This is a genomic window from Providencia sp. UF-224 (assembly GCF_058245955.1).
Genome location: NZ_JBSICC010000013.1, coordinates 36,943 through 60,513 on the forward strand (window position 1 = coordinate 36,943; position 23,571 = coordinate 60,513).

General features: G+C 38.1%; 26 protein-coding genes and 1 pseudogene. 6 read left to right on the forward strand and 21 right to left on the reverse strand.

The features are described 5' to 3' along the window. Nucleotides 1-106: 106 nt before the first annotated feature. The 10 genes from AC4IFO_RS13695 to AC4IFO_RS13740 all read right to left on the reverse strand — a co-directional run bounded on the left by AC4IFO_RS13695 (nt 107) and on the right by AC4IFO_RS13740 (nt 10,087). Nucleotides 107-1,804, reverse strand: coding sequence for a PglL family O-oligosaccharyltransferase (locus AC4IFO_RS13695; RefSeq protein WP_490735152.1), 1,698 nt, complete (start codon nt 1,802-1,804; stop codon nt 107-109). A gap of 17 nt (nt 1,805-1,821) precedes the next feature. Continuing rightward, complete coding sequence (locus AC4IFO_RS13700; RefSeq protein WP_490735154.1) at nt 1,822-2,385, reverse strand: fimbrial protein; 564 nt, start codon at nt 2,383-2,385, stop codon at nt 1,822-1,824. An 8-nt stretch (nt 2,386-2,393) separates the two neighbouring features. Continuing rightward, nucleotides 2,394-3,515: a fimbrial protein gene (locus tag AC4IFO_RS13705; protein WP_490735156.1), complete on the reverse strand. Its 1,122-nt coding sequence runs from the start codon at nt 3,513-3,515 to the stop codon at nt 2,394-2,396. Nucleotides 3,516-3,517: 2 nt separating this feature from the next. Continuing rightward, nucleotides 3,518-4,132, reverse strand: a complete 615-nt coding sequence (locus AC4IFO_RS13710) for a fimbrial protein (RefSeq protein WP_490735158.1) — start codon at nt 4,130-4,132, stop codon at nt 3,518-3,520. Between the two features lie 10 nt (nt 4,133-4,142). Continuing rightward, nucleotides 4,143-4,850 (reverse strand): fimbrial biogenesis chaperone, encoded by a 708-nt coding sequence (locus AC4IFO_RS13715; RefSeq protein ID WP_490735227.1) that lies wholly within the window; start codon nt 4,848-4,850, stop codon nt 4,143-4,145. A gap of 87 nt (nt 4,851-4,937) precedes the next feature. Further along, on the reverse strand, nt 4,938-7,406 hold the full coding sequence (locus AC4IFO_RS13720; RefSeq protein ID WP_490735160.1) for a fimbria/pilus outer membrane usher protein: 2,469 nt from the start codon (nt 7,404-7,406) through the stop codon (nt 4,938-4,940). A gap of 75 nt (nt 7,407-7,481) precedes the next feature. Continuing rightward, nucleotides 7,482-8,021 carry a fimbrial protein gene (locus tag AC4IFO_RS13725; RefSeq protein WP_490735162.1) on the reverse strand — a complete coding sequence of 180 codons (540 nt, stop codon included), beginning with the start codon at nt 8,019-8,021 and terminating at the stop codon, nt 7,482-7,484. Between the two features lie 85 nt (nt 8,022-8,106). Next, the gene (locus AC4IFO_RS13730) at nt 8,107-8,649 is read right to left on the reverse strand and encodes a fimbrial protein (protein ID WP_206082842.1); all 543 of its coding nucleotides are present in this window, start codon (nt 8,647-8,649) and stop codon (nt 8,107-8,109) included. Nucleotides 8,650-8,840: 191 nt separating this feature from the next. Further along, a complete protein-coding gene (locus AC4IFO_RS13735; RefSeq protein WP_490735165.1) occupies nt 8,841-9,161 on the reverse strand; it encodes a helix-turn-helix domain-containing protein in 321 nt (106 codons plus the stop codon). Between the two features lie 608 nt (nt 9,162-9,769). After that, nucleotides 9,770-10,087: an MGMT family protein gene (locus tag AC4IFO_RS13740; RefSeq protein WP_490735167.1), complete on the reverse strand. Its 318-nt coding sequence runs from the start codon at nt 10,085-10,087 to the stop codon at nt 9,770-9,772. A 220-nt stretch (nt 10,088-10,307) separates the two neighbouring features. Here AC4IFO_RS13740 and hprR point away from each other — a divergent pair, with 220 nt between their 5' ends. The 4 genes from hprR (at nt 10,308) to msrQ (ending at nt 14,042) form a co-directional block, all read left to right on the forward strand. Beyond that, the gene (hprR, locus tag AC4IFO_RS13745; RefSeq protein WP_490735169.1) at nt 10,308-10,979 is read left to right on the forward strand and encodes a response regulator transcription factor HprR; all 672 of its coding nucleotides are present in this window, start codon (nt 10,308-10,310) and stop codon (nt 10,977-10,979) included. Beyond that, nucleotides 10,976-12,337 (forward strand): heavy metal sensor histidine kinase, encoded by a 1,362-nt coding sequence (locus AC4IFO_RS13750; protein ID WP_490735171.1) that lies wholly within the window; start codon nt 10,976-10,978, stop codon nt 12,335-12,337. Before hprR ends, AC4IFO_RS13750 begins: the two co-directional genes overlap by 4 nt. Before the next feature lie 89 nt (nt 12,338-12,426). Beyond that, nucleotides 12,427-13,434, forward strand: a complete 1,008-nt coding sequence (gene msrP, locus AC4IFO_RS13755; protein WP_490735173.1) for a protein-methionine-sulfoxide reductase catalytic subunit MsrP — start codon at nt 12,427-12,429, stop codon at nt 13,432-13,434. Further along, entirely contained in the window at nt 13,434-14,042 is a 609-nt protein-coding gene (gene msrQ, locus AC4IFO_RS13760; RefSeq protein WP_490735175.1) for a protein-methionine-sulfoxide reductase heme-binding subunit MsrQ, read from the forward strand. The genes msrP and msrQ overlap by 1 nt, the downstream gene beginning before the upstream one ends. A gap of 248 nt (nt 14,043-14,290) precedes the next feature. Here the strand turns inward: msrQ and AC4IFO_RS13765 are convergent. The 10 genes and pseudogenes from AC4IFO_RS13765 to AC4IFO_RS13810 all read right to left on the reverse strand — a co-directional run. Continuing rightward, nucleotides 14,291-15,187, reverse strand: a pseudogene (locus AC4IFO_RS13765) (tyrosine-type recombinase/integrase); the annotation flags it as partial. A gap of 291 nt (nt 15,188-15,478) precedes the next feature. Then, on the reverse strand, nt 15,479-15,928 hold the full coding sequence (locus tag AC4IFO_RS13770; protein ID WP_036406383.1) for an IrmA family protein: 450 nt from the start codon (nt 15,926-15,928) through the stop codon (nt 15,479-15,481). A gap of 65 nt (nt 15,929-15,993) precedes the next feature. Beyond that, entirely contained in the window at nt 15,994-16,482 is a 489-nt protein-coding gene (locus AC4IFO_RS13775) for a hypothetical protein (RefSeq protein WP_072015077.1), read from the reverse strand. Between the two features lie 143 nt (nt 16,483-16,625). Further along, a complete protein-coding gene (locus tag AC4IFO_RS13780) occupies nt 16,626-17,099 on the reverse strand; it encodes a hypothetical protein (protein ID WP_036406386.1) in 474 nt (157 codons plus the stop codon). Nucleotides 17,100-17,103: 4 nt separating this feature from the next. Continuing rightward, nucleotides 17,104-17,280: a hypothetical protein gene (locus tag AC4IFO_RS13785; RefSeq protein WP_430232445.1), complete on the reverse strand. Its 177-nt coding sequence runs from the start codon at nt 17,278-17,280 to the stop codon at nt 17,104-17,106. Further along, the gene (locus AC4IFO_RS13790; protein ID WP_036406389.1) at nt 17,277-17,984 is read right to left on the reverse strand and encodes a helix-turn-helix transcriptional regulator; all 708 of its coding nucleotides are present in this window, start codon (nt 17,982-17,984) and stop codon (nt 17,277-17,279) included. The genes AC4IFO_RS13785 and AC4IFO_RS13790 overlap by 4 nt, the downstream gene beginning before the upstream one ends. 211 nt (nt 17,985-18,195) lie before the next feature. Then, on the reverse strand, nt 18,196-19,032 hold the full coding sequence (locus AC4IFO_RS13795; protein WP_319863899.1) for a DUF932 domain-containing protein: 837 nt from the start codon (nt 19,030-19,032) through the stop codon (nt 18,196-18,198). Nucleotides 19,033-19,045: 13 nt separating this feature from the next. Next, entirely contained in the window at nt 19,046-19,471 is a 426-nt protein-coding gene (locus tag AC4IFO_RS13800; RefSeq protein WP_036406595.1) for an antirestriction protein, read from the reverse strand. A 91-nt stretch (nt 19,472-19,562) separates the two neighbouring features. Further along, nucleotides 19,563-20,435 carry a GTPase family protein gene (locus tag AC4IFO_RS13805; protein ID WP_036406394.1) on the reverse strand — a complete coding sequence of 291 codons (873 nt, stop codon included), beginning with the start codon at nt 20,433-20,435 and terminating at the stop codon, nt 19,563-19,565. A 60-nt stretch (nt 20,436-20,495) separates the two neighbouring features. Continuing rightward, nucleotides 20,496-21,434: a hypothetical protein gene (locus AC4IFO_RS13810; RefSeq protein WP_196542566.1), complete on the reverse strand. Its 939-nt coding sequence runs from the start codon at nt 21,432-21,434 to the stop codon at nt 20,496-20,498. 427 nt (nt 21,435-21,861) lie between these two features. On the opposite strand from AC4IFO_RS13810, the gene AC4IFO_RS13815 reads away from it, so the two are divergent. Together AC4IFO_RS13815 and AC4IFO_RS13820 are read left to right on the forward strand one after the other, a co-directional pair. Beyond that, complete coding sequence (locus tag AC4IFO_RS13815; RefSeq protein WP_036406398.1) at nt 21,862-22,449, forward strand: inovirus Gp2 family protein; 588 nt, start codon at nt 21,862-21,864, stop codon at nt 22,447-22,449. Between the two features lie 105 nt (nt 22,450-22,554). After that, a complete protein-coding gene (locus AC4IFO_RS13820; protein WP_036406400.1) occupies nt 22,555-22,764 on the forward strand; it encodes a helix-turn-helix transcriptional regulator in 210 nt (69 codons plus the stop codon). 360 nt (nt 22,765-23,124) lie between these two features. Here the strand turns inward: AC4IFO_RS13820 and arsC are convergent, their stop codons facing one another. After that, nucleotides 23,125-23,565 (reverse strand): glutaredoxin-dependent arsenate reductase, encoded by a 441-nt coding sequence (gene arsC, locus AC4IFO_RS13825; RefSeq protein ID WP_036406402.1) that lies wholly within the window; start codon nt 23,563-23,565, stop codon nt 23,125-23,127. Nucleotides 23,566-23,571 lie beyond the last annotated feature (6 nt).

Here is a 23,571-nt window from a genome sequence, read left to right on the forward strand (position 1 = left end):
CTTTTAAGATAAATATTAATTAATAAAACACATATCTATTGGTAATAGATTACCAACAAATTCTTTAGAATTTTTTATTTTTAGAAAAAAGAACAATAATAACCAACTAAAAATTCAATTGATTTAATCTTTCATTTTCGCCAAACAAATAACTCGCCTTATATCTAACTTCTCTTGCTTTATCCTTTTCCCCTAGCTCATTTAGAACTAGAATCCAAGAAACATAAATATTAATATCAGGAGATGAACTTGATGTTTTCATTGCCCAATCATTAAATAAATTAAGGTACTTAACATCCTGTGTTTCGTTATAGTGTAATAAATAGCCCATATTCAAATCAAACAGGTAACGGTCATATATCAATAAATAGTTAAAATTATGATAAGCTGGCTTTTCTATTGATAATAACGTTTGCTGCCCAGTTTTTTCTATATAGGTTAAATATTGTTGCGCTTGAAATGTCATGAATAACAAAACGACTGACAAAGCTGAGCAAAATATAACAGTTCCTTTTGAAAAGTAACTCACCATATTATTTAGTTTATATTCTTTATTTGGTGAATCAGCACATCGTAATAATAATATTAAAACTATTCCATGAGGCATTGATAACCACAATGGAAACTCTGTCATCATATGAAATACTATCGGTAAAGCTACTACACAATAAATATAATTTTCATTTTTATTTTTAAATGTAGATAGCAGTAAAACTACACCACCAATAATAACTAAAACTGTCGCAACAAGCCCAACAAAGCCACCCTCTACCATCCAACGTAATATTTCATTATGTGGATGAGACATTATTCTTTCATTAGTTTCTAGTAAACTACCACCAAATCGTTCTAAAAATACTGACTCAAAACTTCCTACGCCCCATCCCAACAATGGTTTTTCACTAAAAAGATATAAACTGTGTTGCCATAAAACCCATCGAATACGAGATGTATTTAATTTACTTTCAGTTGCATCTATTATATTAAGGCCATTTTTTATTCCATAACCAATAATTAAACCAAGAATAACAAATGCAAAAACAAATAAAACATTCTTACGATAATACTTTGCAAATAAATAAAAAACAATAAAAATAAAAAATAAATTTAAATAACCTGTTAATGATTGAGATAAAGGTAAAGTTGCACTCATCAAAACCAAAGCAGCAGTAATAAAGCCTACTAAAGGCCATTTAATATTCTTTATTTTAATCAATAAACCCACTGCACTTGCAATTCCCACACAAGTGAAGCTAGAAAAAACATTAACCTGTTGAAATACTCCATAAGGCCTATCTCCATTTAAAGGGGGATAAGGCAGTCCTATTACTGGCAATAGATTAAAAACTTGAAGCATTGCCAATATACTTTCTATAGTAGCAGCAATAAGTATTCCACAAAGTATAATTTCACGGCCTATGCTTGAAATATTAAACTGAATTAAACCCTGGTAAAATATTAATATCCCTAATATCCAATATGCTGTTAAGTAAGCATTGTAACGATAATTATCAGGCGAAAAAAAGCATAATGCCATTAAGATTATTAATCCTAATGATATAAAATTACTTGCTATCGAATAGGTTATACCCTTTTTTTTTATCTGCAAAAAAGAAGCTAACAGCACAAACAATGCCAGAAAAAAAGCACTAATAATATTTAATGGTAATGAAAACCCAGCACCACCTAAATTAGGAAAATAGACATGAAGTATTATACCAAAAAAAATAACCACACAACCTAACACTACCCATTCGGGCTGCTGATATAAATATTGTTTTTCTCTGTTTTCTGTCACACTCATCGTATTGCTTTTACTTATTATTGATAATTTAATGTGTAATATGCTGTACTGTAAAACTGTCCGTATGTAATAGTTTGATTACTTCGGGCCTCTGGTTCAGCTTCAACATAAGCTTTAAATTGAAGTTCTGTATTATTATCATTCAAATTTTGTACCAATGATGGAACATTTAACTCTATCGGTGTTTCATTTAAATTTAATAGCCCAATCCCGATCCCACTCGCTTCACTTTTGTCATTAATCGCTAAATGATCAGGGAGATTGATATTTTCTATTCCATTAAATGTTACTGTTACTGCGTTAAATACAGATGTATTACAGTTTGTTAAATGAATCGAAAATAATAAGGGCTTTGATTTACCTGTTGAATAAAGCTCCTTTACTGAAACCTGTTTAAAATCTACAGGCACCTTTTCGCTGCCTGGTGCTATTTGGCAAGGTGTAACCACCACATTACCCCTAAAGGAATAACTCCCCATATTAGAATGAGTAATATCTGCAATCGCCTGATTTGAACCAAATAAAAAAAGGCAACATACGGATAAATAAATTGTGTTTAATATTTGATTATTATTTTGCATTGTTAACCTCATTGAAATTCAGCGAGGATCGTACCTGTCGCTGTAAATTCACCGTCATCCACTGTGCTACCTGGTGCTGCAATTGGTGCCGCAGTTAAATTCCAAGTACCTTGGTTGTTATAGAATTTAGGCATAGTGTAGGCTTGATTAGGTTTAATTAATGCTCCCGTCAGGTTCTCTTTAACAACAATGCCAAGGTTTGTTCGCTTCACACCATTTTTTAATGTTCCATAATAATCCGTATTAAAATCGGCTTGGCCTGAAGCCCCTGGAAGTAAAGACAGCTTGATGTTCAAATCCCCCGTAGTAAAGCTTCCGCCTCTACATTTCACTGGAATATCAAAAGATTCTGCATAATTAATTCCATTTAATTGTTCACTCGTGTTTGCAACATCTTTAAAGTTAATATTAATTGGATTTCCATCATTTATCGTACATTCATCAGCAACAGTGATAATCCCAGCCGCCAGTACAACACGTGTTGAGGGAATTGGTGGGTAAGATGTTAATCCGTTAGTTGCGGTTCCTTTTTTTGCAAATACTTGAACGAGTTCAGCTTGATTGATGGTGATCCCATTAATAATCGGTTTCTTTAACCTAAATGTTATTGTTCCGCTAGAGCCTGTTCGAAGCGTTGTTGCATATGGGCGGCTATTTGTAACCGTCGGACGACACTCCATGGGGTCAGAGCCACCATTCCATAAGTTCGGTGCAGGAACAGCGACTTTTCTAGGCTGTGTTCCACCGAGTTGGATTTCAACTTTTACATCGAAATACTCATTTAAAGTCAGATAACCCGGATTTTGCATTGATTTGGGTATGGTTGACATTAAATCAAAGGTCATCCCAGAATCGGGATTGTTATTACCGGGCCCGCCAGGCTGCATGTAAGTTTGGCAATAAATATTAAAATAAGGCCAATCTGTAACATTAAAATCAAATACTGTCTCCGCGTCTTTCTCATTTATCAGAAGTTGGTTATTCATTCGTGCCTCAAATGTATAGGTTCCACCATCGGGTATTACAGACCCATGTGGATATGCCAATACAGATTGAGGTAACAATGCCGCAGTTATTAAACCACTCGCAATCGCTATATCTTTTAATCTTTTATTGTTGGATATAGACATTGTTATAAATACTCCAGTTTTAACCTAACTAATCCGCTAAAATTACCTGCTGAAACAACTTGGCTTGTCGCTTCTAAAGATGCGTTTAAGGTTATATTATTGTCCCCGGGTTTAATTACCCATGAACCTTTAGGTTGGTTAAGCATTAAATTCTCATGGTCTTGGCTAAAGATGCGCAAACCAGCGCCCTTAGCTCCACCACTAATTCGTACTAAATCTGGGTTATAAAAATCCGAGTCTCCCGCAATGCTCAACGAAACCGCACTCTCACCTGTTAGGTAATAACGCTGACCATTTTGCGTTGCTTCCCCTGCCGAATTTACAAAAGATTTAGATGCACCACGCTGGCAATCCTTAAGTCTTACGCTAAAAGTCACGGGTGTACTTCTATCGCCAATGCGATGAAATGACCGTGCACTTACTTCGCCTAAATCAACATATTGTTCCTGTGTATTTAATTCGAGAACACAAGGTGATGCATATACACTCCCTTGAAAATGCACAGTACTGTGTACATCCAGTAAGGTTTGGCGCGAAGTTTTATCATCAGCCATTTCTGCAAATACAGAAAAACTTCCTAACCCAAGTAACATAAACCCTAAGTATTTAATTTTCATGCGAATACTCCTAGCGTGGTTGTTGCTCCGGTGGTAGTGCTTTACAGATATTTCCATTACAACTGTATTTCAGTTCTGGATGGCCGCCGTAATCATTCACATACATCATGGTAAAACTGTCGCCTGCGCCATTGACCTTAATATCTAAGTGAGATTTAGGCGCAACCATTACCCCTGGAAAATCTGTCAGTTTCTTTCCGCCCTCAGTAACCAATTTATTATTCAAGCTAATAATGGTGACAAAATAAGGTGTTGGATTTTCAGCACGCCAGTTATTTCCTTGCTTATGAAATGTCACTTGATCTTGCCAAACTGCACTTTTTGATGTGGGAATAATTGCCGTTGGTCGATAAAATAATTTGATACGCGATTGCATCGCCAATTGTAAGACATTTGGTTTATCTGGCTTTGGTGGTACTTCTCTCACATTTAAATAAAATAAACTTTCGCGATCTTGAGGAAGTTTATCTATTTCTGCTGTTTTTGAGACTCGGGCGACACCTTTTTGTCCACCATTAATTCTCTGTAATGGAGGCAATACAACTAATGGAGATGTAATTTTCTTCCCATTTGCATCTTCAACCCAAGACTGCGCTAAAAAGGGAATACTTGAACTGGTGTTTGATAAATTAGCACTCGAAGAGGTTTCTGCACCGGTAATAATCAACCGTGTTCTATCTAGTGATATTCCTGCATATGATTGGCTTACTCCAACCATAGCCACCAATAAACCACCCACCCATTTTTTTATACAAATCGCCATTTTTTATACCTTATTTAAAAACTTGTTCTGATTGTCATTTCATTATTGGCAAGGCAGCAAAACTGACATACCTGGATTAATTTTTTCAGGCAATTGAATTTTACATTGCGCTTTTCCACCCCAAGAGACCGTTAATATTTCTTTAGGATTTACAGCCATCAAATATGCCAATCCATCTTCCATCAGCATTGCAACATTAATGCCATCAGCATTAGTCACATCCGCACCAAAAGGTGGCACCGTATTATTAAAGCGAATTGTGGCAATTATTTTTTCACCTTGAGCTACGGCAAATCGTTGATAACCAATCGCTCCTTCCGTCAGTGTTGAAGTTGCAATCGCTTTGTTGGTGTCTACATCGCTATTTAACTTATCCACATCAATACGCGTATCGAAGCTGTAATAACTCACAATATCTGGTACCACTGAAATTCCTGCCCAGTTTGTTCGTGTCTTCTCATGGTTAAATGGCACACCACTGATCCCATTTGTGTCCACCATGATCCGCGCAGTGTCTGTTGTCGCGCTACTGTTGTGTAGTGCAGCACCATAAGCCGTTGCGGTGAACCCTCCCCGCAATGTCCCATTAATGGATGCAGTTTGCCTTTCTTGATAGCTGACATTAGTATTCACCTCAGCAAGCTGAGTGCGTTTTTGGTAATAGCCATCAAACTGTACGCGGTCATCACTACTACGCCCGGCTCTTACTCGCCATAAGTTATTGAAATCTCTATTATCACTATACGACAACATATGACTTGTTTTACTTCCGCTATTTTGTAAGTCGTACCCTGCCCAACGGCTATCACCAACAGGTACTGACACGGAAAGAGACACACTGTCGTCACGCCTTCCCCGATAATCAGAACGATAAGCAGCAATATTTGTTGATACACCGTCTATGCCAAATAACCGAAATGATCGACCGACAGACAAGCCATATCTATCTTGAGAGGTTTGATCCCAGAAAGTTTGATGGGTATAAGTTAAAAAGAGTGTTGTTCGCCAATCAGGCTCATCCGCCCAAAACGTTTTGTTAGCCGTAATGGTATACATCTCTTTTTGGCGTCCAAAGCCTAGATATCGGTTTTCACGCTCATCTAAATACTGTGAGAGGGTACGGAATTTATCTTGAGAAAAGCGATAGCCAGCAAATGTGATCGTACTATTAATTTCATCAAAAGATTTTGAATAACTCAGACGAAATGAAGACCCTGTTTCTGTATTTTCACCAGGAATGCGACTAACCGATTGTGTTACATCCGCAGACAAAGCCCCGAATGCTGACAAGTCACGTCCTAATCCTGCTGAAAGTGCGGTATAATCCCTCCCAGCAAACAAGATCCCACCAATTAGCGACCAGTTATTACTTAGTCCCCAAGAAAAATCCCCTGTCGCAAACATAGGCCCTTCCGGCTTATGGTTGAATCGAGATGGCTTACCAACTGAAGCGTTATATCGGACATAACCTGGGCGAGTTAAATAAGGAATATTGGCTGTATCAACTTGAAAAGTAGATACATCACCATCATCACCTTCAACTCTAACATCCAAGGTTCCTCGAACTGAGCTTTGCAAATCTTGAATACTAAATGGCCCAGCAGGTACTGTCGTTTCATAAACAACACGCCCAGCTTGGGTTACTATGACCTTTGAGTTACTTTTGGCAATACCATTAATTTGTGGCGCATAGCCTCGTAAATTTGGTGGTAACATGCGCTCGTCACTACTCAAATTAAGACCTGTATATCGAATAGTGTCGAAAATTTGGGAGTTTAGATAAATTTCTCCTAGCGTTAATTTAGCCGCCATATGAATTAAAGGGCGATATGCATAAAACTGATTCCAATCGAATTTTCTATCACCACGTTCGTTGTAATTTGCTTGGTAATCAGCTCTAAACCGCCATGCACCTAAATTAAATCCAGTTTGACCATAAGCAGATAAAGAATGTCTATTTGTGTGCCTGACTAAAGAGCGTGAAATCGAACCATTCAGGTTATAATCGAACAATAAACCTGAAACACCTGTATCCCAACGCTCAGGCGGAACCCAGCTTGGATCTGAATACTTCATCCATGCTTGAGGCATTGTGATATCAAGCTTACCTTCGAAGTTATTAATTTTGACACCCGATATAGGTAAAATATTCGAGCATTCTGGTGAAATCACCTGAATTTTCTTTAATGCATCTTCTTTGAGTGCCAGCATCTCAACTTGTGCCGGCGTAAAACACACGAGGGTTTTCTCGCTATCCTGAGGGTCAATAATATAGGTGACTTTTTGCTGCGATAATGACTGTCCATTAATATAAACATCTAACAGGTAGGTGCCAGGAAATACAAAGTTGTCTTTAGAAAAGCGAGTTAAGTCAATATTATTACGATCCCCGACATCCAATACATCAGTATTAAACTCAACAATATCGCTTGCTAGCATATTTGGTGAATAGCAAAGCATTGCAATATATATTGCAAAAATCTTTTTTGTATTTCCGCTAAAAATAATCATTGTAATTTACTCTGTATTCACTAGCCATTCAAAAAACAATCCGATTTCCAATGAAATCGCAAATCCATTTTTTCTTTAAAAATAATCCATTCTAAATCTTAAAACCCCAGTGAACTCACCTGCTTTAATATATTTCTGATAAGCAACTAATGTAGCGGTAAATTCCAAACTACTACGCCCCTCAAGCAAAGTATAATCAGGCAGCTTTGTATTCAACTTTAGAATCTCACCATGAGAATTTTTTAATTGAATACCAAAACCTTCTGAATCACCATTAACTTGAAGTAATTGACCACGATCAACCGTGCTTCCCATCATCGTTATTTGCGCTCTTGATGCACTACCTTTATCTTCGGAAGGAAGCGTACAACCGACTAGCTTTATATTAAAATTTTTACTCAAAAGTAAATTAGCATCAGGCGTAATTTCACGTGCACTCACTTCACCGAAATTAATCCAAAGCTCTCGGCTATCGGGATCGATATTACAAGAAGCCTCAATTAATTCACCTTGCATAACAATATCACCGGGGGTGTTATTTACAACGCCTCCCCAGCTTAATAAGGGCCATAATAAACTAGAGCTTAATACTATTTTTTTAACTCGAATTATCATGGGTAACACCGCTTTAATTATATTTTTAGGTTCAGTATTGCGGAGTATTTAATACTCCGCATACAATCACTAAATTAGTTCCAAATTATTGGTAATCGATTTGGAAGTTAATTGTAGAATCGAAGTTACCTGGAGTAACAGCATTGGATGCGTTATCAGATTTCAGGTATGCAACAAATGGGATTGTTGTTTTACCATTAGTTAAGTTAACCGCTGTAGAAGCTTGACCCCATACAACATCTTGATTTCCATTATCTCTTAAACCAATACCTGCACCGCTTGCAGTTCCTGAAGTAAATGCAGCTAATGCGCTATCATTCGGATTTACTGTAGATGGCGTGTAAGTAACCGTTGCAGTTTGAGCTACTGTAGTATCACAACCTTGCAGAACGATATCTTTTTTAACATTACCTGCACGCTCACCATTTTTTAAATTTGATACAGGAATTTGGTAAAAATTAACTTTAACAGGGCTTGACTCTTCGCTTAAACCACAAGCAGAGTTAACTAGCTCACCTGTAATTTCAATTGTACCGTTAGTTGGGGTACCTGTATAAGCGGCCATAGCTGCAAATGAAGCAAAACCTGATGCTAATACTGCGCCGACTACAAATTTATTCAATTTCATATTAGTTAATCCTATATAATATATTTTTTGCACATAGTTGTTCATAACAACTTTAGATAAAAATAATCATTATTTAATCAAATAATATAATGATTATTCTTAATAAAGTTATCATTTAAAATCTTGGTTTTGTTTTTTAATTTTATCTATTAAAGGCAACCATATCCTTGTTTTAAATTTACGTTTTATTCTTAACGCCACATTTTCTTTGTGTCTTTTTCCAAAATTGAATAATAATTAGATTCATTTCTTATTATGGTTTGCAGGCGTTCATTATCATGCTTATCGATTACATGATTAAAAAAGTCTCGCCATGTCTTATTAAATAATGTTAATATAGTGTCCATCATTTCAAATGTTAGTTTAGTTCTCCCTGTCTCATATCGAGATATTTGTTGTTGACTCACATTTAACTTTTTTGCAAGTTCACGTCCTGTAAGGTTCTGTTCTTTTCTTATCCCTCGCAAATACTGTCCTATTTCTATATTTATTCCATTAGAAAAATAAGTCATTTAATTTAACCTTTTTTTTGAGTAATACATTTTAGGGAGTCTGTTAAATTTCGAATGATTATATGTCTGAATATTTTTTTTGTATAATTGATAGTGCGAATTGATTTTTATTAAAAAAACTCACCACCCTATTAAAATTAAAAACTGTTACAGTGAAATGACGCTTAAATTAAATAACTCTTTATTTACAATGAGATACATTTAAATATGGTAGAAACACTTAGTGTGATATTTACAATTAGATACATTTAAAAATATTAGCATATACTTTTAACTCATCTTATGTTTTTTCAGCTCAAAATTTAATCAAAAAAAACAGTATATAGACATTTAAATACCCGAATTTTGAGTTAAACTTATTTCTTATTTTTTTTTAAGACTTATCTTAGCCTTTAAATAGATAAAACGCTTAGCTAGCTGAAGAGTATTTTTGGGACTATCGTTATGTTTTTAAACATCATAGTGAGCGGGTTGGGCTGCTTGGTAGGAAATAGAAACTCGTAATCAAAAATTACCTTCATTAATAAACGCGTTTCTAGTGAGTTAAGTTTGCTGAGCTATATGCATAGTGCACGCACTGCCCTTCTTCAAAAAATGAAAAGTAAAGGTCAATCCAGTCCTTCCCACAAATATTGTTTAAGTTTTATCTTATCGTTAGAATCGAACACAATCCCTTCACTTACCAATGCTTTTTTATGTCGAACATAGCTCTCCCCTTTCACAGACAGTTTCCCTTGCCCATTAATAATACGATGGCATGGCAAAGTACTCCCTTCTGGGATCGTGCGAATAACTTGGCATACTTGGCGTACATAAGTGGAGTAACCCGCCATTTTAGCGAGAGTACCGTAAGTCACCACTCGACCTTCAGGGATACTACCGATTAAGTGATAAATTATGTCTTGGAAAGAGGGAGCGTTATTCATATAAAGTTATTTATATTCAGTATGTTAATTTGTTTGGCAACGTATTAAGTAGGTCTGTATTTAATATAGAAGGTCCATAATACGTCTAAAGTCAGAGCAGGCAATGGAATATATTATCACTCTAAATCGCCTTCACAACCACCATCCTGTGATTTTTAATTGTTAAACACGCCTAAGTTTCTTTAATATAAAACTAAATTGAGGCCACTATACGAATTTCATGAAGATACTCTTAATCGAAGATCATATAAAAACCCAACATTGGGTTAAAAATGGCTTAGAAGAAGCCGGTTTTCTTGTGGATACCGCCAAAGATGGCCGTGATGGTCTCTATTTTGCCTTAGAGAATAACTACCAGTTAGTTATTCTCGATATTATGCTCCCAGGCATGGATGGCTGGGATATTTTGAAAATTTTAAGGACATCTAAAAATATTCCTGTGATTTGCCTCACCGCTCGCGATGCAGTAGACGACCGAATTAAAGGATTAGAGCTTGGTGCAAATGACTATCTCGTTAAACCATTTTCATTCTCAGAATTACTCGCTCGGGTTAAAAATCTCTTAAAAGTTCATCAAGCCACATCAACAAATATGACGATCGCAGATTTAAAAATAGACCTTACTCGCCATGAGGTAGAGCGAGGAGGCATAAAAATCGCCTTAACCCGTCAAGAATTTTCGCTTTTATTATTTTTTGTGCTGCATTGTGATGAAATCTTACCGAGAACATTAATTGCCAGTGAAGTTTGGGGGATTGATTTTGACAGCGATACCAATGTTATTGATGTCGCCATTCGCCGGCTAAGAAAGAAAATTGATGATAGTTTTGACGTTAAGCTCATTGAAACAATTCGTGGCATGGGATATCGCTTAAATAGGCCAGAAGAATGAAAAAAAAATCGCTGCGCTTTAAGCTTATTTCATTATTTGTTGCTTTGATGGTTGTCAATGCAGGTATGGTAACGTGGGTTTTGTATCACTCACTTAAAAATGAGCTCATTGAACAAGATAACAACTTACTCATTAACCGAGCTCACCAACTCGCCAAGTTAATTTCCAGTGGCATTGATATTAAAACACTTCCCATGTATTTCCAAAGCATGATGGACATGCGCCAAGATATCATCCAAATCTCGGATGAAGCTGGACGCGTATTAGTTTCGACAAATAATGCGCAGCTTGATACCCAACGACAATTTGTCCCTCAAAAACAATTAAGTCTCAATGTTATCAACCATGGGAAAACAGCGCAGGGAGTTCCTATTTCTTCCGTATATTTCGTGACGAGTTCCCCACAAGGGCCATTACACGTTGTCCTCGGCAAAGTTTCGGTCGACCGCAGTGGTATCTTAGCCCAATATTTAACCCAAAGTATGCTGGTTTCAGCCTTTTCAATATTACTCATGGGAATACTCAGTATATGGCTATTGAAAAAAGGACTGTCAGATATTCAATCGCTTAGCCAAATCACGGCAAAGACGGATATTTATACATTAAAGAACCCTATCGATATTGCGCAGTTGCCGCAAGAGCTTAAAGAGCTGGGTAAATCAATGAATACCATGCGACAAAGATTGAAGCATGATTTTGTCAAACTCACCCAATTGGCTGATGATTTAGCCCATGAGTTAAGAACCCCAATTAACGCTATTCGTGTGCAGAATGAGGTTACATTACAACGGCCTCGTCGTGTTGCCGAATATGAAGCGATGATCGTCAGTAATATAGAAGAATTGGATAAACTGGCGAAAATGATCCAAAACACCCTATTTATTGCCCGTGCCGAAAATAAGAACATTACGTTAAATCGCGAAAGTATCGTTTTATTTCAAGTTATTGATGAGGTGTATGAGCTGTTTTTCGCCTACGCACAAGAAAAACAAATCGAGCTATCATGTGTACCATCATCATTAACCCTTTATGCTGACCCTACACTACTCACCCGAGTTTTCGTTAACATTATCTCAAATGCAATTAAATTTTCTCACGCACAAACTCGCGTAATTACTGAAATCACGGCATATCCCAACCACCAAGAAATTAAAGTCACTAACCAAGGCACTCTACTGCAAGATAGTGAGGAAATTTTCACTCGTTTTTGGCGGGGAGATAATGCTCGTTCAACAGAAGGCTCTGGTTTAGGATTGGCAATTGTTAAAGCGATTGTTGAATTGCATGGTGGGTCAGTAAACTTTGAACACTGCTCAGGTACCAGTACAGTTACACTCCGATTCCCTACAATCAAGTAAGATGACAAATTTGTCATCTTACTGTCAGCTTTATTTTTTGCGCGTTTGATATAACAGAGTTAATTAGCCTTATTACTCTGGAGCGCACAATGAAAAAATCACCAAGGATTCCAACGTCTCAAATCACAGATGAGTCGATTTTTTTTATGAAACGCAGGCAACTTCTTAAAGCTTTGGGTATCGGGGCGGCTGGTATAACCCTCGCTTCCACAGCAAATGCAGGTTTATTTTCTTGGTTTGGTGACGATACCCCCGCGATTCCAACCCTGCCTAGAAAATCGCTGACATTTATTCAACCTGAGGAATACCAATCATCGCTTGTTCTGACGCCGGAAGATAAAGTGACTGGGTATAATAACTTTTATGAGTTTGGACTCGGTAAGTCAGATCCCGCCGATAATGCTCATACATTAGTCACTGACGAATGGACTGTCACGATTGAGGGTGAAGTTAGCCATCCAATGACTCTCAATTTAGATGATATCAACACTAAGTTTCCCTTAGAAGAACGTATTTATCGGATGCGCTGCGTAGAAGCGTGGTCGATGGTTATTCCATGGGTTGGCTTCCCACTCGCTAAGCTATTGGCGCTTGTGGAACCGACAAGTAAAGCTAAATACGTCGCCTTTGAAACACGTTACGCCCCCGAACAGATGCCTGGGCAAAAAAGTCGTTACATTGGTGGCGGGTTAACCTACCCCTATGTTGAAGGATTACGCTTAGATGAAGCAATGAACCCACTCACTTTATTGGCCACAGGCGTATATGGAAAAAGTTTACCCAACCAAAATGGCGCACCTATCCGACTAGTCGTTCCTTGGAAATACGGCTTTAAAGGCATTAAGTCTATCGTGAAAATCCGCCTGACTGAGCACATGCCGGAAACAACATGGAACCTTTCTGCACCAAGTGAATATGGTTTTTTTGCCAATGTGAATCCTCACGTAAACCACCCCCGCTGGTCACAAGCAACTGAGCGTTTTATTGGTGCAGGCGGCTTAGGCCAAGTAACTCGACAACCCACGTTGCTCTTTAATGGATATGCCGACCAAGTGGCAAGCTTATACCAAGGTATGGACTTGCGGAGATATTATTAATGTCCCAAGAAAATAAACTAACAGTATGGTTAACCAAGGGGAGTATTCATCTTATTGCTCTGCTTCCTTTACTTTGGTTGTTTTTTTTAATTAATACTCAACAACTTGGCGCAGATCCAGCTAAAGATATACAACATTTTACGGGGATCGCTGCATTACGTTTATTAATTCTGACTGCGTGCATCCCGCTTATTGCTCAGTTATTACGATTTGCCCCATTGTTTCAAGTGCGCAAAGCACTTGGGCTCTGGTGTTTTTTCTGGGCAGCACTACATTTAAGCAGCTATCTGTTACTTGAAATCGGCATCAATAATTTGGGGCTATTTTTTGAAGAAATTTATTCGCGAGCTTATTTAGTTATTGGCGCTATTGCTTGGCTATGTTTATTTCTGATGGCTATCAGTTCATTAAACTGTATTCGTAATTGGTTAGGTATATGGTGGAAAAGAGTCCATATGCTACTTTACCCGACCCTCTTACTTGTACTTTGCCATTACATATTGTCACTCAAAACACTCACGCCTGAACCTTTTATCTATTTAGGATTAGTTGGATTTATATTTTTTTATCGCATAAGAAATCAATGGAAAACATCTATTACATCATAAATAGAAAATATAAATTGAAATAAACAAAATCAACCATTTGTTTTTCTATGTCTTTTTTTGATATATTTAAACATAATTTACTCCCTTTGAAATTACCCTTTTAAAATATATATCAACAAAAATAATTTTATATTCCCGATAAATATACAGAATTATCACACACTAAAACAATGCTTTAATTTACGATATAACTCGACTAAGATAGATGGTGAAAATAACTAAAAAAGGCAAAGTGAGCAGTCAAAATGAAAGATATATTTAAACTTTCCTGTTATGGTTTGTATTTCTTTGAATAACTCTAACGCCTGTGTAGATAATGGCACCATGTGAGGTCGACGCATTTTCATACGTTCTTTTGGTATTTCCCAAATAGCCTTATCGAAATCTATTTCTGGCCATTCAGCGGCTCTTAGTTCAATAGTACGAACGCCTGTTATCATCAATAGCTTGGTCGCAATCTGAGTGATCTTACTTCCACTACATACAGATAGTGCCTGTAAAAAATCAGGTAATTCATTAACGTTTAAATGAGGGAAGTGTTTTGCTTTTGGTGTAGACAGTGCGCCTGCTAATTCTGATGCAGGGTTATACTCTGCACGCCCTGTCACAATTGCATAACGGAATACTTGGTTACATGCCTGTCTTATCTTCTTTAGCTTGTCCAACACACCACGCTTTTTTAATTTTCTAAGCACCTCTAGCATATCTAGCGGCTTAATTTCCGTAATGCTAGCTTTACCTATGTAGGGGAAGATATCTTTCTGGAGGGCTTCTAATAAGTCATCAGCGTAGCCTTGCGACCAATTCGGCTTTTTATAGTCATGCCATTCAAGTGTAATTTTCTCAAAGCTATTATTGACCTGAGACTCTTTTTCTCGCTTTTCGGCTTTCTTTACCAACGATGGATCATCACCTAAGGCTAATATGCGCTTGGCTTCTTCTCTTTTTGCCCTTGCTTGTGCAAGTGATATTGATGGATATACACCTAAAGCCAGCCTTTTCTCTTTACCTGCATATCTATATTTCATACGCCAATACTTAGAACCATTCGGAGCAACTTCTAAATACATGCCCCCACCGTCAGAAAGTTTATAAGCTTTCTCTTTTGGCTTGGAAGTGTCTGCTTGTCTGGCTGTTAGCTTCATCTGGGGGCACCGATTTTCATTGAACGGGGTAATGCCCCCAATTTTGCCCCCACATAGTTGTAGATTTCAATAGACGTAACTAGACCTTGGAATACTAGGAATTCTTGTGATATTTGATTTTATAAGGGTTTTATGGACTGTTGTAGACGTTGAAATACTTGAGAATGGTACCCTACAGGATTCGAACACGAGTAAATTAACATTGTTTTATAATGAAAATATCGTGTTCGATAAATTTTATACCAACAAATATACCAACAATTATTTTTCTATCATAATGCCTAAGCTTTTCTACTTCCCTGAAATCGACATCTTCGCCAACTCAGGATTATTCGCCTCAAAGATCGATAGCGGTAATTCAACCTTACGACCATTTTGATCTTCCACCGCTTTAACCACTTCAAACTCAGCAACATCTTCACACGGAATTTCCAATCCTGCAAACGTGGCACGCGTTGCGCTAGAATCGCCAAAAGGTTCCACTTCCAGTACCGTATCCCCTAATACTTTTCCTTGCCCATCTTTCATTCGCAGCGTTAGTTCAAGCGCACCAAACTCCGCATGGTCTAGAACCATATGGTTACCGCCATTATCGAGGGTAAATGAATAACCACAGTAACCTTGGTTAATAAAATTTGAGCTGGTATGTGTGATGCTCGCATAACGCTGTTGTTCTTCAGCCAAGCTAAATGTACTGACCGCCAATAAACTCATCGCAAAAATGCTCTTTATCTTATTCATTACGTTACCTTTAGTTATCTTGTATCGTCCTCGCTACCGCAAGCGATGGTAGCGAGCATCTAGATTTATTGCTGGTTGGTTTGCAATCCGCCTTTAGTACGGTCTTTTTCTTTCCAACGTGGACGTTTTTTACCTGATAATTCTTTTTGCTGGTTCCAATAACCTATCGGATAGCGTTTAACGATAGTCCCGTTGACACCAATATCAACTGACGAATATTGCCCGTTATTAATGTATCCTTTTTGAACATAAGCGTTAGGGCTACAAGTGCCCGTATCGCGTTGTTGCCAGTTTCCGTCAGTTCTTGCCACGATATAAAAATCACCAAATGCACAACCTGACGCGGATTTATGATTCAGCACAGCAACATAATGCTTGGTTGAGCCTACAATCCTACAGGTGCTGTTTTGGCTTCCACACACTTGCCATAAGGTTTTACCGCCATCGCCTCTATATTCCCAAATGGTATTTTTAGGGGGCTGGCTGGTGGCAGAGGCGGGTGATGCCATCAACCACAGTGAAGCCAATACAGTTACAACTACATATCTTTTCATTATAAATTCCTATCAACATAAATAGAAACGTCAGATTGACGCTTGATGAACACCGTCTAATGGGTGCTTGGTTTTCCCTGATATGGCGTATTCGGTGGTTATCTGGTGAATAAGGCATTCACAACAAAAATTGCTGATCATGTTTAATGTGATGACTGACGGTTTAGTCGCACTAAAACCCAGTAACGAATTCGCCGATAAAGATAAAAGGCGATACCCGTGGCGATAAGCAAATCAATCAGCAATATCGTGGTGGCGATACCTTCAGTAAAACCGTATAGCCAACCGGATGACATGATAATCAGTAGGCTAGAGAGGGCTAATCCGATAATGATGGACGAGATAATGGCAATTAATTTGGGGTTGAAATGGATTTTATAATCAATCCCTTTAAAGGCACTCAAAACCCACAAACCTAATTGCGCTAAGAGTTGTGGGATAACCAAAGCCAAGAGATATAAAACGAAGTACATCAATGTGATCCCATACGGGTTCATGATAAGGGCGATAAGTTGGAAATGTGTTAACAATACGCCAGTGATCCAAAGGCATAACAAGATACTGATAACGATAGCGATGCGTTCTAAACCCAGTTGTAAGTGTGAAAGGGTGTTCATATTTTTAAGCTTCCTTATGTGATGATGAATTCACGTTGTGAGGGTGGTTTTGAATAGGCATGATCCATTCGTGACCGCAATCGCGGCACATCCAGCCCGTACCCCATGCAATGATGTCTTGCTCAGAAGAACAGTGAGGGCAATGTGTGGGATGCGATGCTAGTGGGGTTAATAACATCATGGTAGGCTCCTTTCTTTGTGTGAGGGAAGAGAGGTAAGTAATTGTGATATCAATCTAAAATGCGGTAAGGCTGCGATAAAACTGTTTTGTTGTGACAATTGCATCACTGCGTGTTTCGGTGTGAAGGGGGTATTGAGCGGCTGAACTTGTTGGATATCCTCTAACAGCAAAACATGCACTTGCTGATGATATTCAGCCATTAAATACCACTGGCCTTCACGGTAAATCAGTTGATAAGGTTGTAGTGGATTAAAACGACGCTCAGGCGTAAGTAAGCTAATAGATTGCTTACTGGTAATGGCATACACCAATTGATAGAAATGGTCGGCATGCAAAGCCGAAATCTTATGGGCGTGGTGCCAAATCAAACAGGGTGCATGGGGCTGTTGGGTTAACAGTAACCCGAGTAAGCGGCTGTCTAGCCCCGGAAACAATCGTGTCATTCCAATCTGTTTCACAAAGGTCAGAATATCTTTGTCTCGGTAAGCTTTTAGCGTATTCAAGGGCAAGCGATAACAACCTTGCCGACCTTCTACCCCCAGATAAGCCAAGCGTTCACGAAAATCCCGTTGTAACGTGCGTTCAGAAACATTGAACTCTTGGGCTAAATGCGAGAGCACAAGGCTTTCGCCCGCCATTAAGCGGGCAATCAGCGCAGAGAGTCGCACAGCCATGCGGTCATATTTTCGGTTGGTCTGAAACATAACGTATTGCTCTCAATAACAGACGTTAGGAAATTAAGAAGTGAGGGAGTTTAACTTAGGGGATTGACAGGTTATGTCTGTTGGGAAAAATTCTCATTAGGCATTTTAATGAAAAATAACTATAAGTAATTCATTGATAAATAAGGTTATGCTTTTTATTTAAACGATAAGAAAGCAAGGCGTAGCGACACAACCTGTCAGGGCGGGAAAATTAGTTGGGTTGGCGAGGGGCGAGTTGGTTAAATAAGGTATCTGCCATCACCCAGAGGGCTTTATTGAGTTTGATATCACCATCAATTCCATTCACCGAACGAGTTCGGGCACGTTTACCTTTTGCAGTGCGGCCAGATAATCCTCCTTTAATCAGGTTTTCTTGTAGACGTTGGTACACCGTCCAGAGGTCTTCTTTTTTATCTTCAAAGCGTCGAGGATGTAGAATTTGCTCTCGTGTAACGGGCTGGAACTCCTCACCAAAGCGGTAGGTCAACGCCGCTTCAGCAAAGGCGTGCTGGGCTGGTTGGGGTAACAATAACGACTGCATACTTTCGCGTTTTTCAGCGACCTGCTCAAACGTATCGAGTACTTCATAGGCTCCTTCAATCACTTTGTCCACCACATCCCCTTTATGGGGTACACGCACTTCCCCCAATACATCACCGCACACCAAACCGTTGGAGCATACAGCTCTAAAGAGTCCCGGCAACATCTGGTAGCTACTCGAACCGTCATGGCTATTGAGCAAAATAATTTCAGGCACTTGTACGCCCGTAATTTGGTCATGTCGCCGCAGCCTCAACATGTGCTTGGTGTGCTCTCGACGGCTGACATCACGCACTCGAGTCTGGCAGGCAAAGAACGGGTAAAAGCCTTCTTTTTGTAGGCTGTCTAACAAGGTGATGGTTGGGATGTAGGTATAACGTTCACTGCGTGACCCATGCTTATCTTCGGAGAAAACGCTAGGCACAGTACGAAATAATTCTTCAATGGTGAGTGGACGGTCACGACGAATACTGTTAGCAGAGCCAAAACGCGAAGCTAATAAACTCATGATAGACTCCTGATTAATCAATTAAGTGGAAAATTGCAGAGGATTCGGGATGTTGTGAAGCGTAGTCACGCAGCTGATAAAAGCGGTCACACATCACTTCGCTTTCTGTTTGGAATGACCAAATGCTGTACAGGATCAGACACACCACAATCCCTGCCGCTTCTTGACTCACAGTGGCTTCATTGCCGTTGTGCATGTTGAATAGAGTTAAAGTGTCCACGTTGATATCGAGGTAGATAAAAGCCCCGCCATTATTGAGCGTGGCATACTCCCAGTAACCGCCATGATACTCATCGCAGAATTGGCCCATCGTGGTGAAGATCACCACTTCAAATGTGGCCCAACCTTTTACTGCACCAAAATGGTTGAACCAAAAATCAAGGCGTTGTTCATCAGGGACTAATTCCATTGTGATAGCGGATTCGGTTGAATGATTCATTCGTTGATACTCCATTAAAAAGAAATAAAAAAGCACCAATCCCGTTAAGGACTGGCGCTAGATGTCATCAATGTTGCGTTAATTTAATAAGCTAAAAGAACAGGCTCCACAGGGATTTAGCAACGGATACAATGCTGTTTTTGACTGTACCAATCGTACTTTTCATCAAGGCAGGTAGGGGAAGGATGTCTATCAGCGTATCGACGATATCACTGACGCATTGCCCAAAATCGTTACGTGCTGAAGTTTCTACAGATTGCGTCCGGTAAGTGTTGTTCAGTTGCCTAGCCACACCGCTGCTGGCTTGTGCCGGTAACGCCTGTATTAATTGCTCTGCTAATTCAGTGAGTTGATAGTTTTCGACCGCAGAAACCGTCATCACAGGATGATATGGCTTAAATTCTGTTATCACGGATTGTTGCTTTAATTCTAAGTTAGCCGCCTGCTCTGGGGACGGCTGGTGGCTCAGTTCATTCCACTGGCGGCAGGGTTCTATTTTGTCGGCTTGGTTCAGCACAAATAGAAAGCGACTTGGTTGATAACCACATTGCTCAGTGAGAAAGCGATAGCACTGTTCATCGGAAGACCATGCTCTGTCATCGGCTTTGAGTACCCAAATGATTAAATCCAGTTCTGGCAATAAGTTACGGTAGAGTTGGTGGTACTCTTTATCACGCTCAAGGCTTTCACCCACACCTGGTAAATCAATAAAGGTGAACGTATGGTTGCTCATCGTCATACTGAAGTACTGGGCTTGGCGTGTGCAGCCAGAGACATTACTCACTGGCGATAATGGGGACTGGAATAGGGCATTGATAAGACTGGATTTTCCAGCTCCTGTTTTGCCCATCAAACCGATGGTAGGGGAGTAGTTGATTAGGTGGTTAAGTTGGTTGAAAAACAGATTTTTAAATGAAATAGGAAAGGCGGATATCACCCTTCCTAATTCGGGTTGTAGGTTCATATTACATCCTTGAAAAATCATTGTGGCTATTCAAGTTAATAATATATATCTGTAATTTTTTTAATTTTCCTTTTTAGCTGTCAACATTAAATTTTTTAATGGTTCCTCTGGTAAGTCAATTTGATCAATCATAGCTTCAATAATTTCATTAATATTTTTATTATGATGCTTTGCTATTTTTTTTAATTTTAACTTTGACTCTTTAGATATATAGGTATTCAATACCTCTTTACCTTTAACGCCATCACGGAATTTCTTTTGACTCCATGCTTTTCTTGTTCTGGAAAGAAAATAATCCACGTATTTAGGATTTGAAGTGATTGCCCAGTAATCAAAGCAAGAGTTAATTACCTTCCATTTTTCATTCCTTATCAAAAGAGCTATATCGCGAGAAACCTCCACATCTTCTTTCACCATTCTCTTAATCAACCAATCTAATGAATCATCGGTTTTTTTAATAAATGAAAATACATCTTTATATTTATCAACATATGACATACTTTTATTTAAAAAATCCAAAAACAAAAATTCAAAATTGCTTTTGCTCACCATAATACAAATATAGTCAATAAAACAAATTACATATTTCAATAAAGAATCGCTCCCTATCATCTCATCAAGGTCAAATGGAGAATAACTACTCATTGTCATTATTTGGTGATTATTTTCATTCTCTTTTAGTTTTTCATTATAAAATATCATTAAATAGTTCATTACTATAAGTAAAATTCGCTCACTCTTTAAAGATTTTATTTTTCCAATTTCAATTAAATTTTCTTTATAACAAGACAAACAATTTTCAAACTTTAAAAAAGTATTTCTTTCTGACATATACAATTTTATTTCATCTAACAGATCACGATTAGACTTTCCTTTTCTATTATCAGTGAAATGACCAATATTAAAGTTTTGATCTATTACAATTTTATTTTTTAACAAATAAAACTCTATTGCATATATCTGCCTGTAACCTAAGTAATCATCGTCAATTTTTATCATGAAATTTTATCCTTACCTAGCAATTAACGTAGTATTTTACGTAGCATTTATAGTTACCTTGTATCATGTGAGAAACAGGATTTACGTGCTAAATATCACTATAATAGTAAATTTATAGTTAGAATGAAGGATAATCTTTAGATAAATTAATATCAGAGTTGATCTACTTGAAAAAGCATCAGTTCACCTTTGTTCAAAAGCGCTCTATCGCGGTCATCGGTGATGAGATAGAGAAGAGCCTTGCCGTGTTGGTATAGTATTATCTTAATAAAGAAAACCTATCCCATAACTACACCTAGAACATTAATCATTACCCTGTCACTGACTCACTAATTCATATGCTCATCATTTTTCTAAAGTGATGAATTCTTATTTTTAACAACATCCATTCTAGATATGAAAATAAAACCAACCAAAGGTATCAATCATGTCTAGAAACACCCACAACGAGCATTACATTCAAAAGATAAACCACACCATCCGTAAATCACTCTTAACCTATAATCGAGTTACTGCTATTCGAGTGGACTTGCGCTTTCCTTCATCGGATATACTTCACTTAAGTGACTCCAATGCCATCACCCGATTTTTTGAATCGTTAAAAGCAAAAATAAATGCTGACCTAAAACGTAAAAATAAAATATGGAAGCGTAACCATTCATGCCCTTTGTTTTATGTATGGGTCAGAGAGTTTGGTGAGATAAAAAACAAAAAACACTACCATGTACTTTTGCTATTAAATAAAGATGTTTATTGGAACCTAGGTGATTTTATTAAAACTAAAGGGACGCTCTATGCATTAGTACAACAAGCATGGTGTAGTGCTATTGGTGTAAACCATCCTGATGAGCGTTATTTAGTTCATATCCCGGACAATGCAGTTACTTGGCTAGATAACAATAATGCCAACAATGAAAGTACGATATTCGAATTAAACCAACGCTGTCGTTACTTAGCCAAAGAGCATACAAAATATTATGGTGATGGCGAGCGTTCTTTTGGATGCAGCCGTTAATCTACCAATAAAAAACATGAGGGGGATATCTTTTGGAAGAGAGATATCCCTAAATACTTATCGATATCCCTTCTGCCTTTTAACTTTAAAGACAGGAGTTCAATAATGAGCACTCAAGCGATCCCTTTATTAGATGACCAATGCGTTGATATGAAATTTATAACTAGTTTAACCGGACTAACAGATAAATGGTTTTATAAATTGATCCAAGATGGGGAGTTTCCAAAGCCGATAAAACTGGGGCGTAGTTCTCGTTGGTTAAAGAGCGAAGTTGAAAATTGGTTACAAGCACGTATTGCCGAATCCAGAGTCTAACCATCACATCACTCCCCTATTCTGCGTTAGTAACACCAACATTTAAGTCACACTTAAAACTCAACAATGAGAAAGTATCATGCTCTTCATGAGACATTGCTACGCCTTTACCAACTCTGACTGAATGGACTTACCAAACTTACTGTCGCTCACGGAATGCTTCATCCCTATATCAAGAATAGTTACCAGCTGGTGGAGAGGATCATTGGCAAGCAGATGGAGAACCGGGGGCTGGAGATAATAATGAATGATTATGTATTATTCACAACAACATATTTTATTTAGTTAACAGCATAAACACATACAGAGTGTTGAAGTTGCCAACAACACTCAATCCCATTCACTTTCTTAGGGTTTGTACTAACTGGCCTTTTCATTTGCATTTTTACATCGTGTACTACCAATCACTATTTGGCCATCTTCCTTGATAAATTCACTTTGTTGCTGATTAGGCAATATATCTAATACGACCTCTGATGGCCGACACAACTTTACGCCTAGCGGCGTGACAACAATCGGCCTATTGATCAGTATTGGGTACTGCAACATAAAATCGATCAATTGCTCATCGGAATAAAGGTTATTTTCTAAATTTAATTGCTCATAGGGCTCAACATTTTTGCGGAGTAATTCGCTGACTGTGATTTTCATATCGGCGATAAGTTGCACTAGCACATCCTTAGTCGGAGGTGTTTCTAGGTAATAAATAATCGTTGGCTCAACACCACTATTGCGGATCATGGCAAGGGTATTACGCGAAGTGCCACAATTGGGGTTATGGTAGATAGTGATCTCATTCATGGGGTT

What these genes read in the sequence shown, in the direction of transcription:
- AC4IFO_RS13695 (WP_490735152.1), bottom strand. Translation starts at nt 1,804, where the DNA reads ATGAGTGTGACAGAAAACAGAGAAAAACAATATTTATATCAGCAGCCC.
- AC4IFO_RS13700 (WP_490735154.1), bottom strand. Translation starts at nt 2,385, where the DNA reads ATGCAAAATAATAATCAAATATTAAACACAATTTATTTATCCGTATGT.
- AC4IFO_RS13705 (WP_490735156.1), bottom strand. Translation starts at nt 3,515, where the DNA reads ATGTCTATATCCAACAATAAAAGATTAAAAGATATAGCGATTGCGAGT.
- AC4IFO_RS13710 (WP_490735158.1), bottom strand. Translation starts at nt 4,132, where the DNA reads ATGAAAATTAAATACTTAGGGTTTATGTTACTTGGGTTAGGAAGTTTT.
- AC4IFO_RS13715 (WP_490735227.1), bottom strand. Translation starts at nt 4,850, where the DNA reads ATGGTTGGAGTAAGCCAATCATATGCAGGAATATCACTAGATAGAACA.
- AC4IFO_RS13720 (WP_490735160.1), bottom strand. Translation starts at nt 7,406, where the DNA reads ATGATTATTTTTAGCGGAAATACAAAAAAGATTTTTGCAATATATATT.
- AC4IFO_RS13725 (WP_490735162.1), bottom strand. Translation starts at nt 8,021, where the DNA reads ATGATAATTCGAGTTAAAAAAATAGTATTAAGCTCTAGTTTATTATGG.
- AC4IFO_RS13730 (WP_206082842.1), bottom strand. Translation starts at nt 8,649, where the DNA reads ATGAAATTGAATAAATTTGTAGTCGGCGCAGTATTAGCATCAGGTTTT.
- AC4IFO_RS13735 (WP_490735165.1), bottom strand. Translation starts at nt 9,161, where the DNA reads ATGACTTATTTTTCTAATGGAATAAATATAGAAATAGGACAGTATTTG.
- AC4IFO_RS13740 (WP_490735167.1), bottom strand. Translation starts at nt 10,087, where the DNA reads ATGAATAACGCTCCCTCTTTCCAAGACATAATTTATCACTTAATCGGT.
- hprR (WP_490735169.1), top strand. Translation starts at nt 10,308, where the DNA reads ATGAAGATACTCTTAATCGAAGATCATATAAAAACCCAACATTGGGTT.
- AC4IFO_RS13750 (WP_490735171.1), top strand. Translation starts at nt 10,976, where the DNA reads ATGAAAAAAAAATCGCTGCGCTTTAAGCTTATTTCATTATTTGTTGCT.
- msrP (WP_490735173.1), top strand. Translation starts at nt 12,427, where the DNA reads ATGAAAAAATCACCAAGGATTCCAACGTCTCAAATCACAGATGAGTCG.
- msrQ (WP_490735175.1), top strand. Translation starts at nt 13,434, where the DNA reads ATGTCCCAAGAAAATAAACTAACAGTATGGTTAACCAAGGGGAGTATT.
- AC4IFO_RS13770 (WP_036406383.1), bottom strand. Translation starts at nt 15,928, where the DNA reads ATGAATAAGATAAAGAGCATTTTTGCGATGAGTTTATTGGCGGTCAGT.
- AC4IFO_RS13775 (WP_072015077.1), bottom strand. Translation starts at nt 16,482, where the DNA reads ATGAAAAGATATGTAGTTGTAACTGTATTGGCTTCACTGTGGTTGATG.
- AC4IFO_RS13780 (WP_036406386.1), bottom strand. Translation starts at nt 17,099, where the DNA reads ATGAACACCCTTTCACACTTACAACTGGGTTTAGAACGCATCGCTATC.
- AC4IFO_RS13785 (WP_430232445.1), bottom strand. Translation starts at nt 17,280, where the DNA reads ATGATGTTATTAACCCCACTAGCATCGCATCCCACACATTGCCCTCAC.
- AC4IFO_RS13790 (WP_036406389.1), bottom strand. Translation starts at nt 17,984, where the DNA reads ATGTTTCAGACCAACCGAAAATATGACCGCATGGCTGTGCGACTCTCT.
- AC4IFO_RS13795 (WP_319863899.1), bottom strand. Translation starts at nt 19,032, where the DNA reads ATGAGTTTATTAGCTTCGCGTTTTGGCTCTGCTAACAGTATTCGTCGT.
- AC4IFO_RS13800 (WP_036406595.1), bottom strand. Translation starts at nt 19,471, where the DNA reads ATGAATCATTCAACCGAATCCGCTATCACAATGGAATTAGTCCCTGAT.
- AC4IFO_RS13805 (WP_036406394.1), bottom strand. Translation starts at nt 20,435, where the DNA reads ATGAACCTACAACCCGAATTAGGAAGGGTGATATCCGCCTTTCCTATT.
- AC4IFO_RS13810 (WP_196542566.1), bottom strand. Translation starts at nt 21,434, where the DNA reads ATGATAAAAATTGACGATGATTACTTAGGTTACAGGCAGATATATGCA.
- AC4IFO_RS13815 (WP_036406398.1), top strand. Translation starts at nt 21,862, where the DNA reads ATGTCTAGAAACACCCACAACGAGCATTACATTCAAAAGATAAACCAC.
- AC4IFO_RS13820 (WP_036406400.1), top strand. Translation starts at nt 22,555, where the DNA reads ATGAGCACTCAAGCGATCCCTTTATTAGATGACCAATGCGTTGATATG.
- arsC (WP_036406402.1), bottom strand. Translation starts at nt 23,565, where the DNA reads ATGAATGAGATCACTATCTACCATAACCCCAATTGTGGCACTTCGCGT.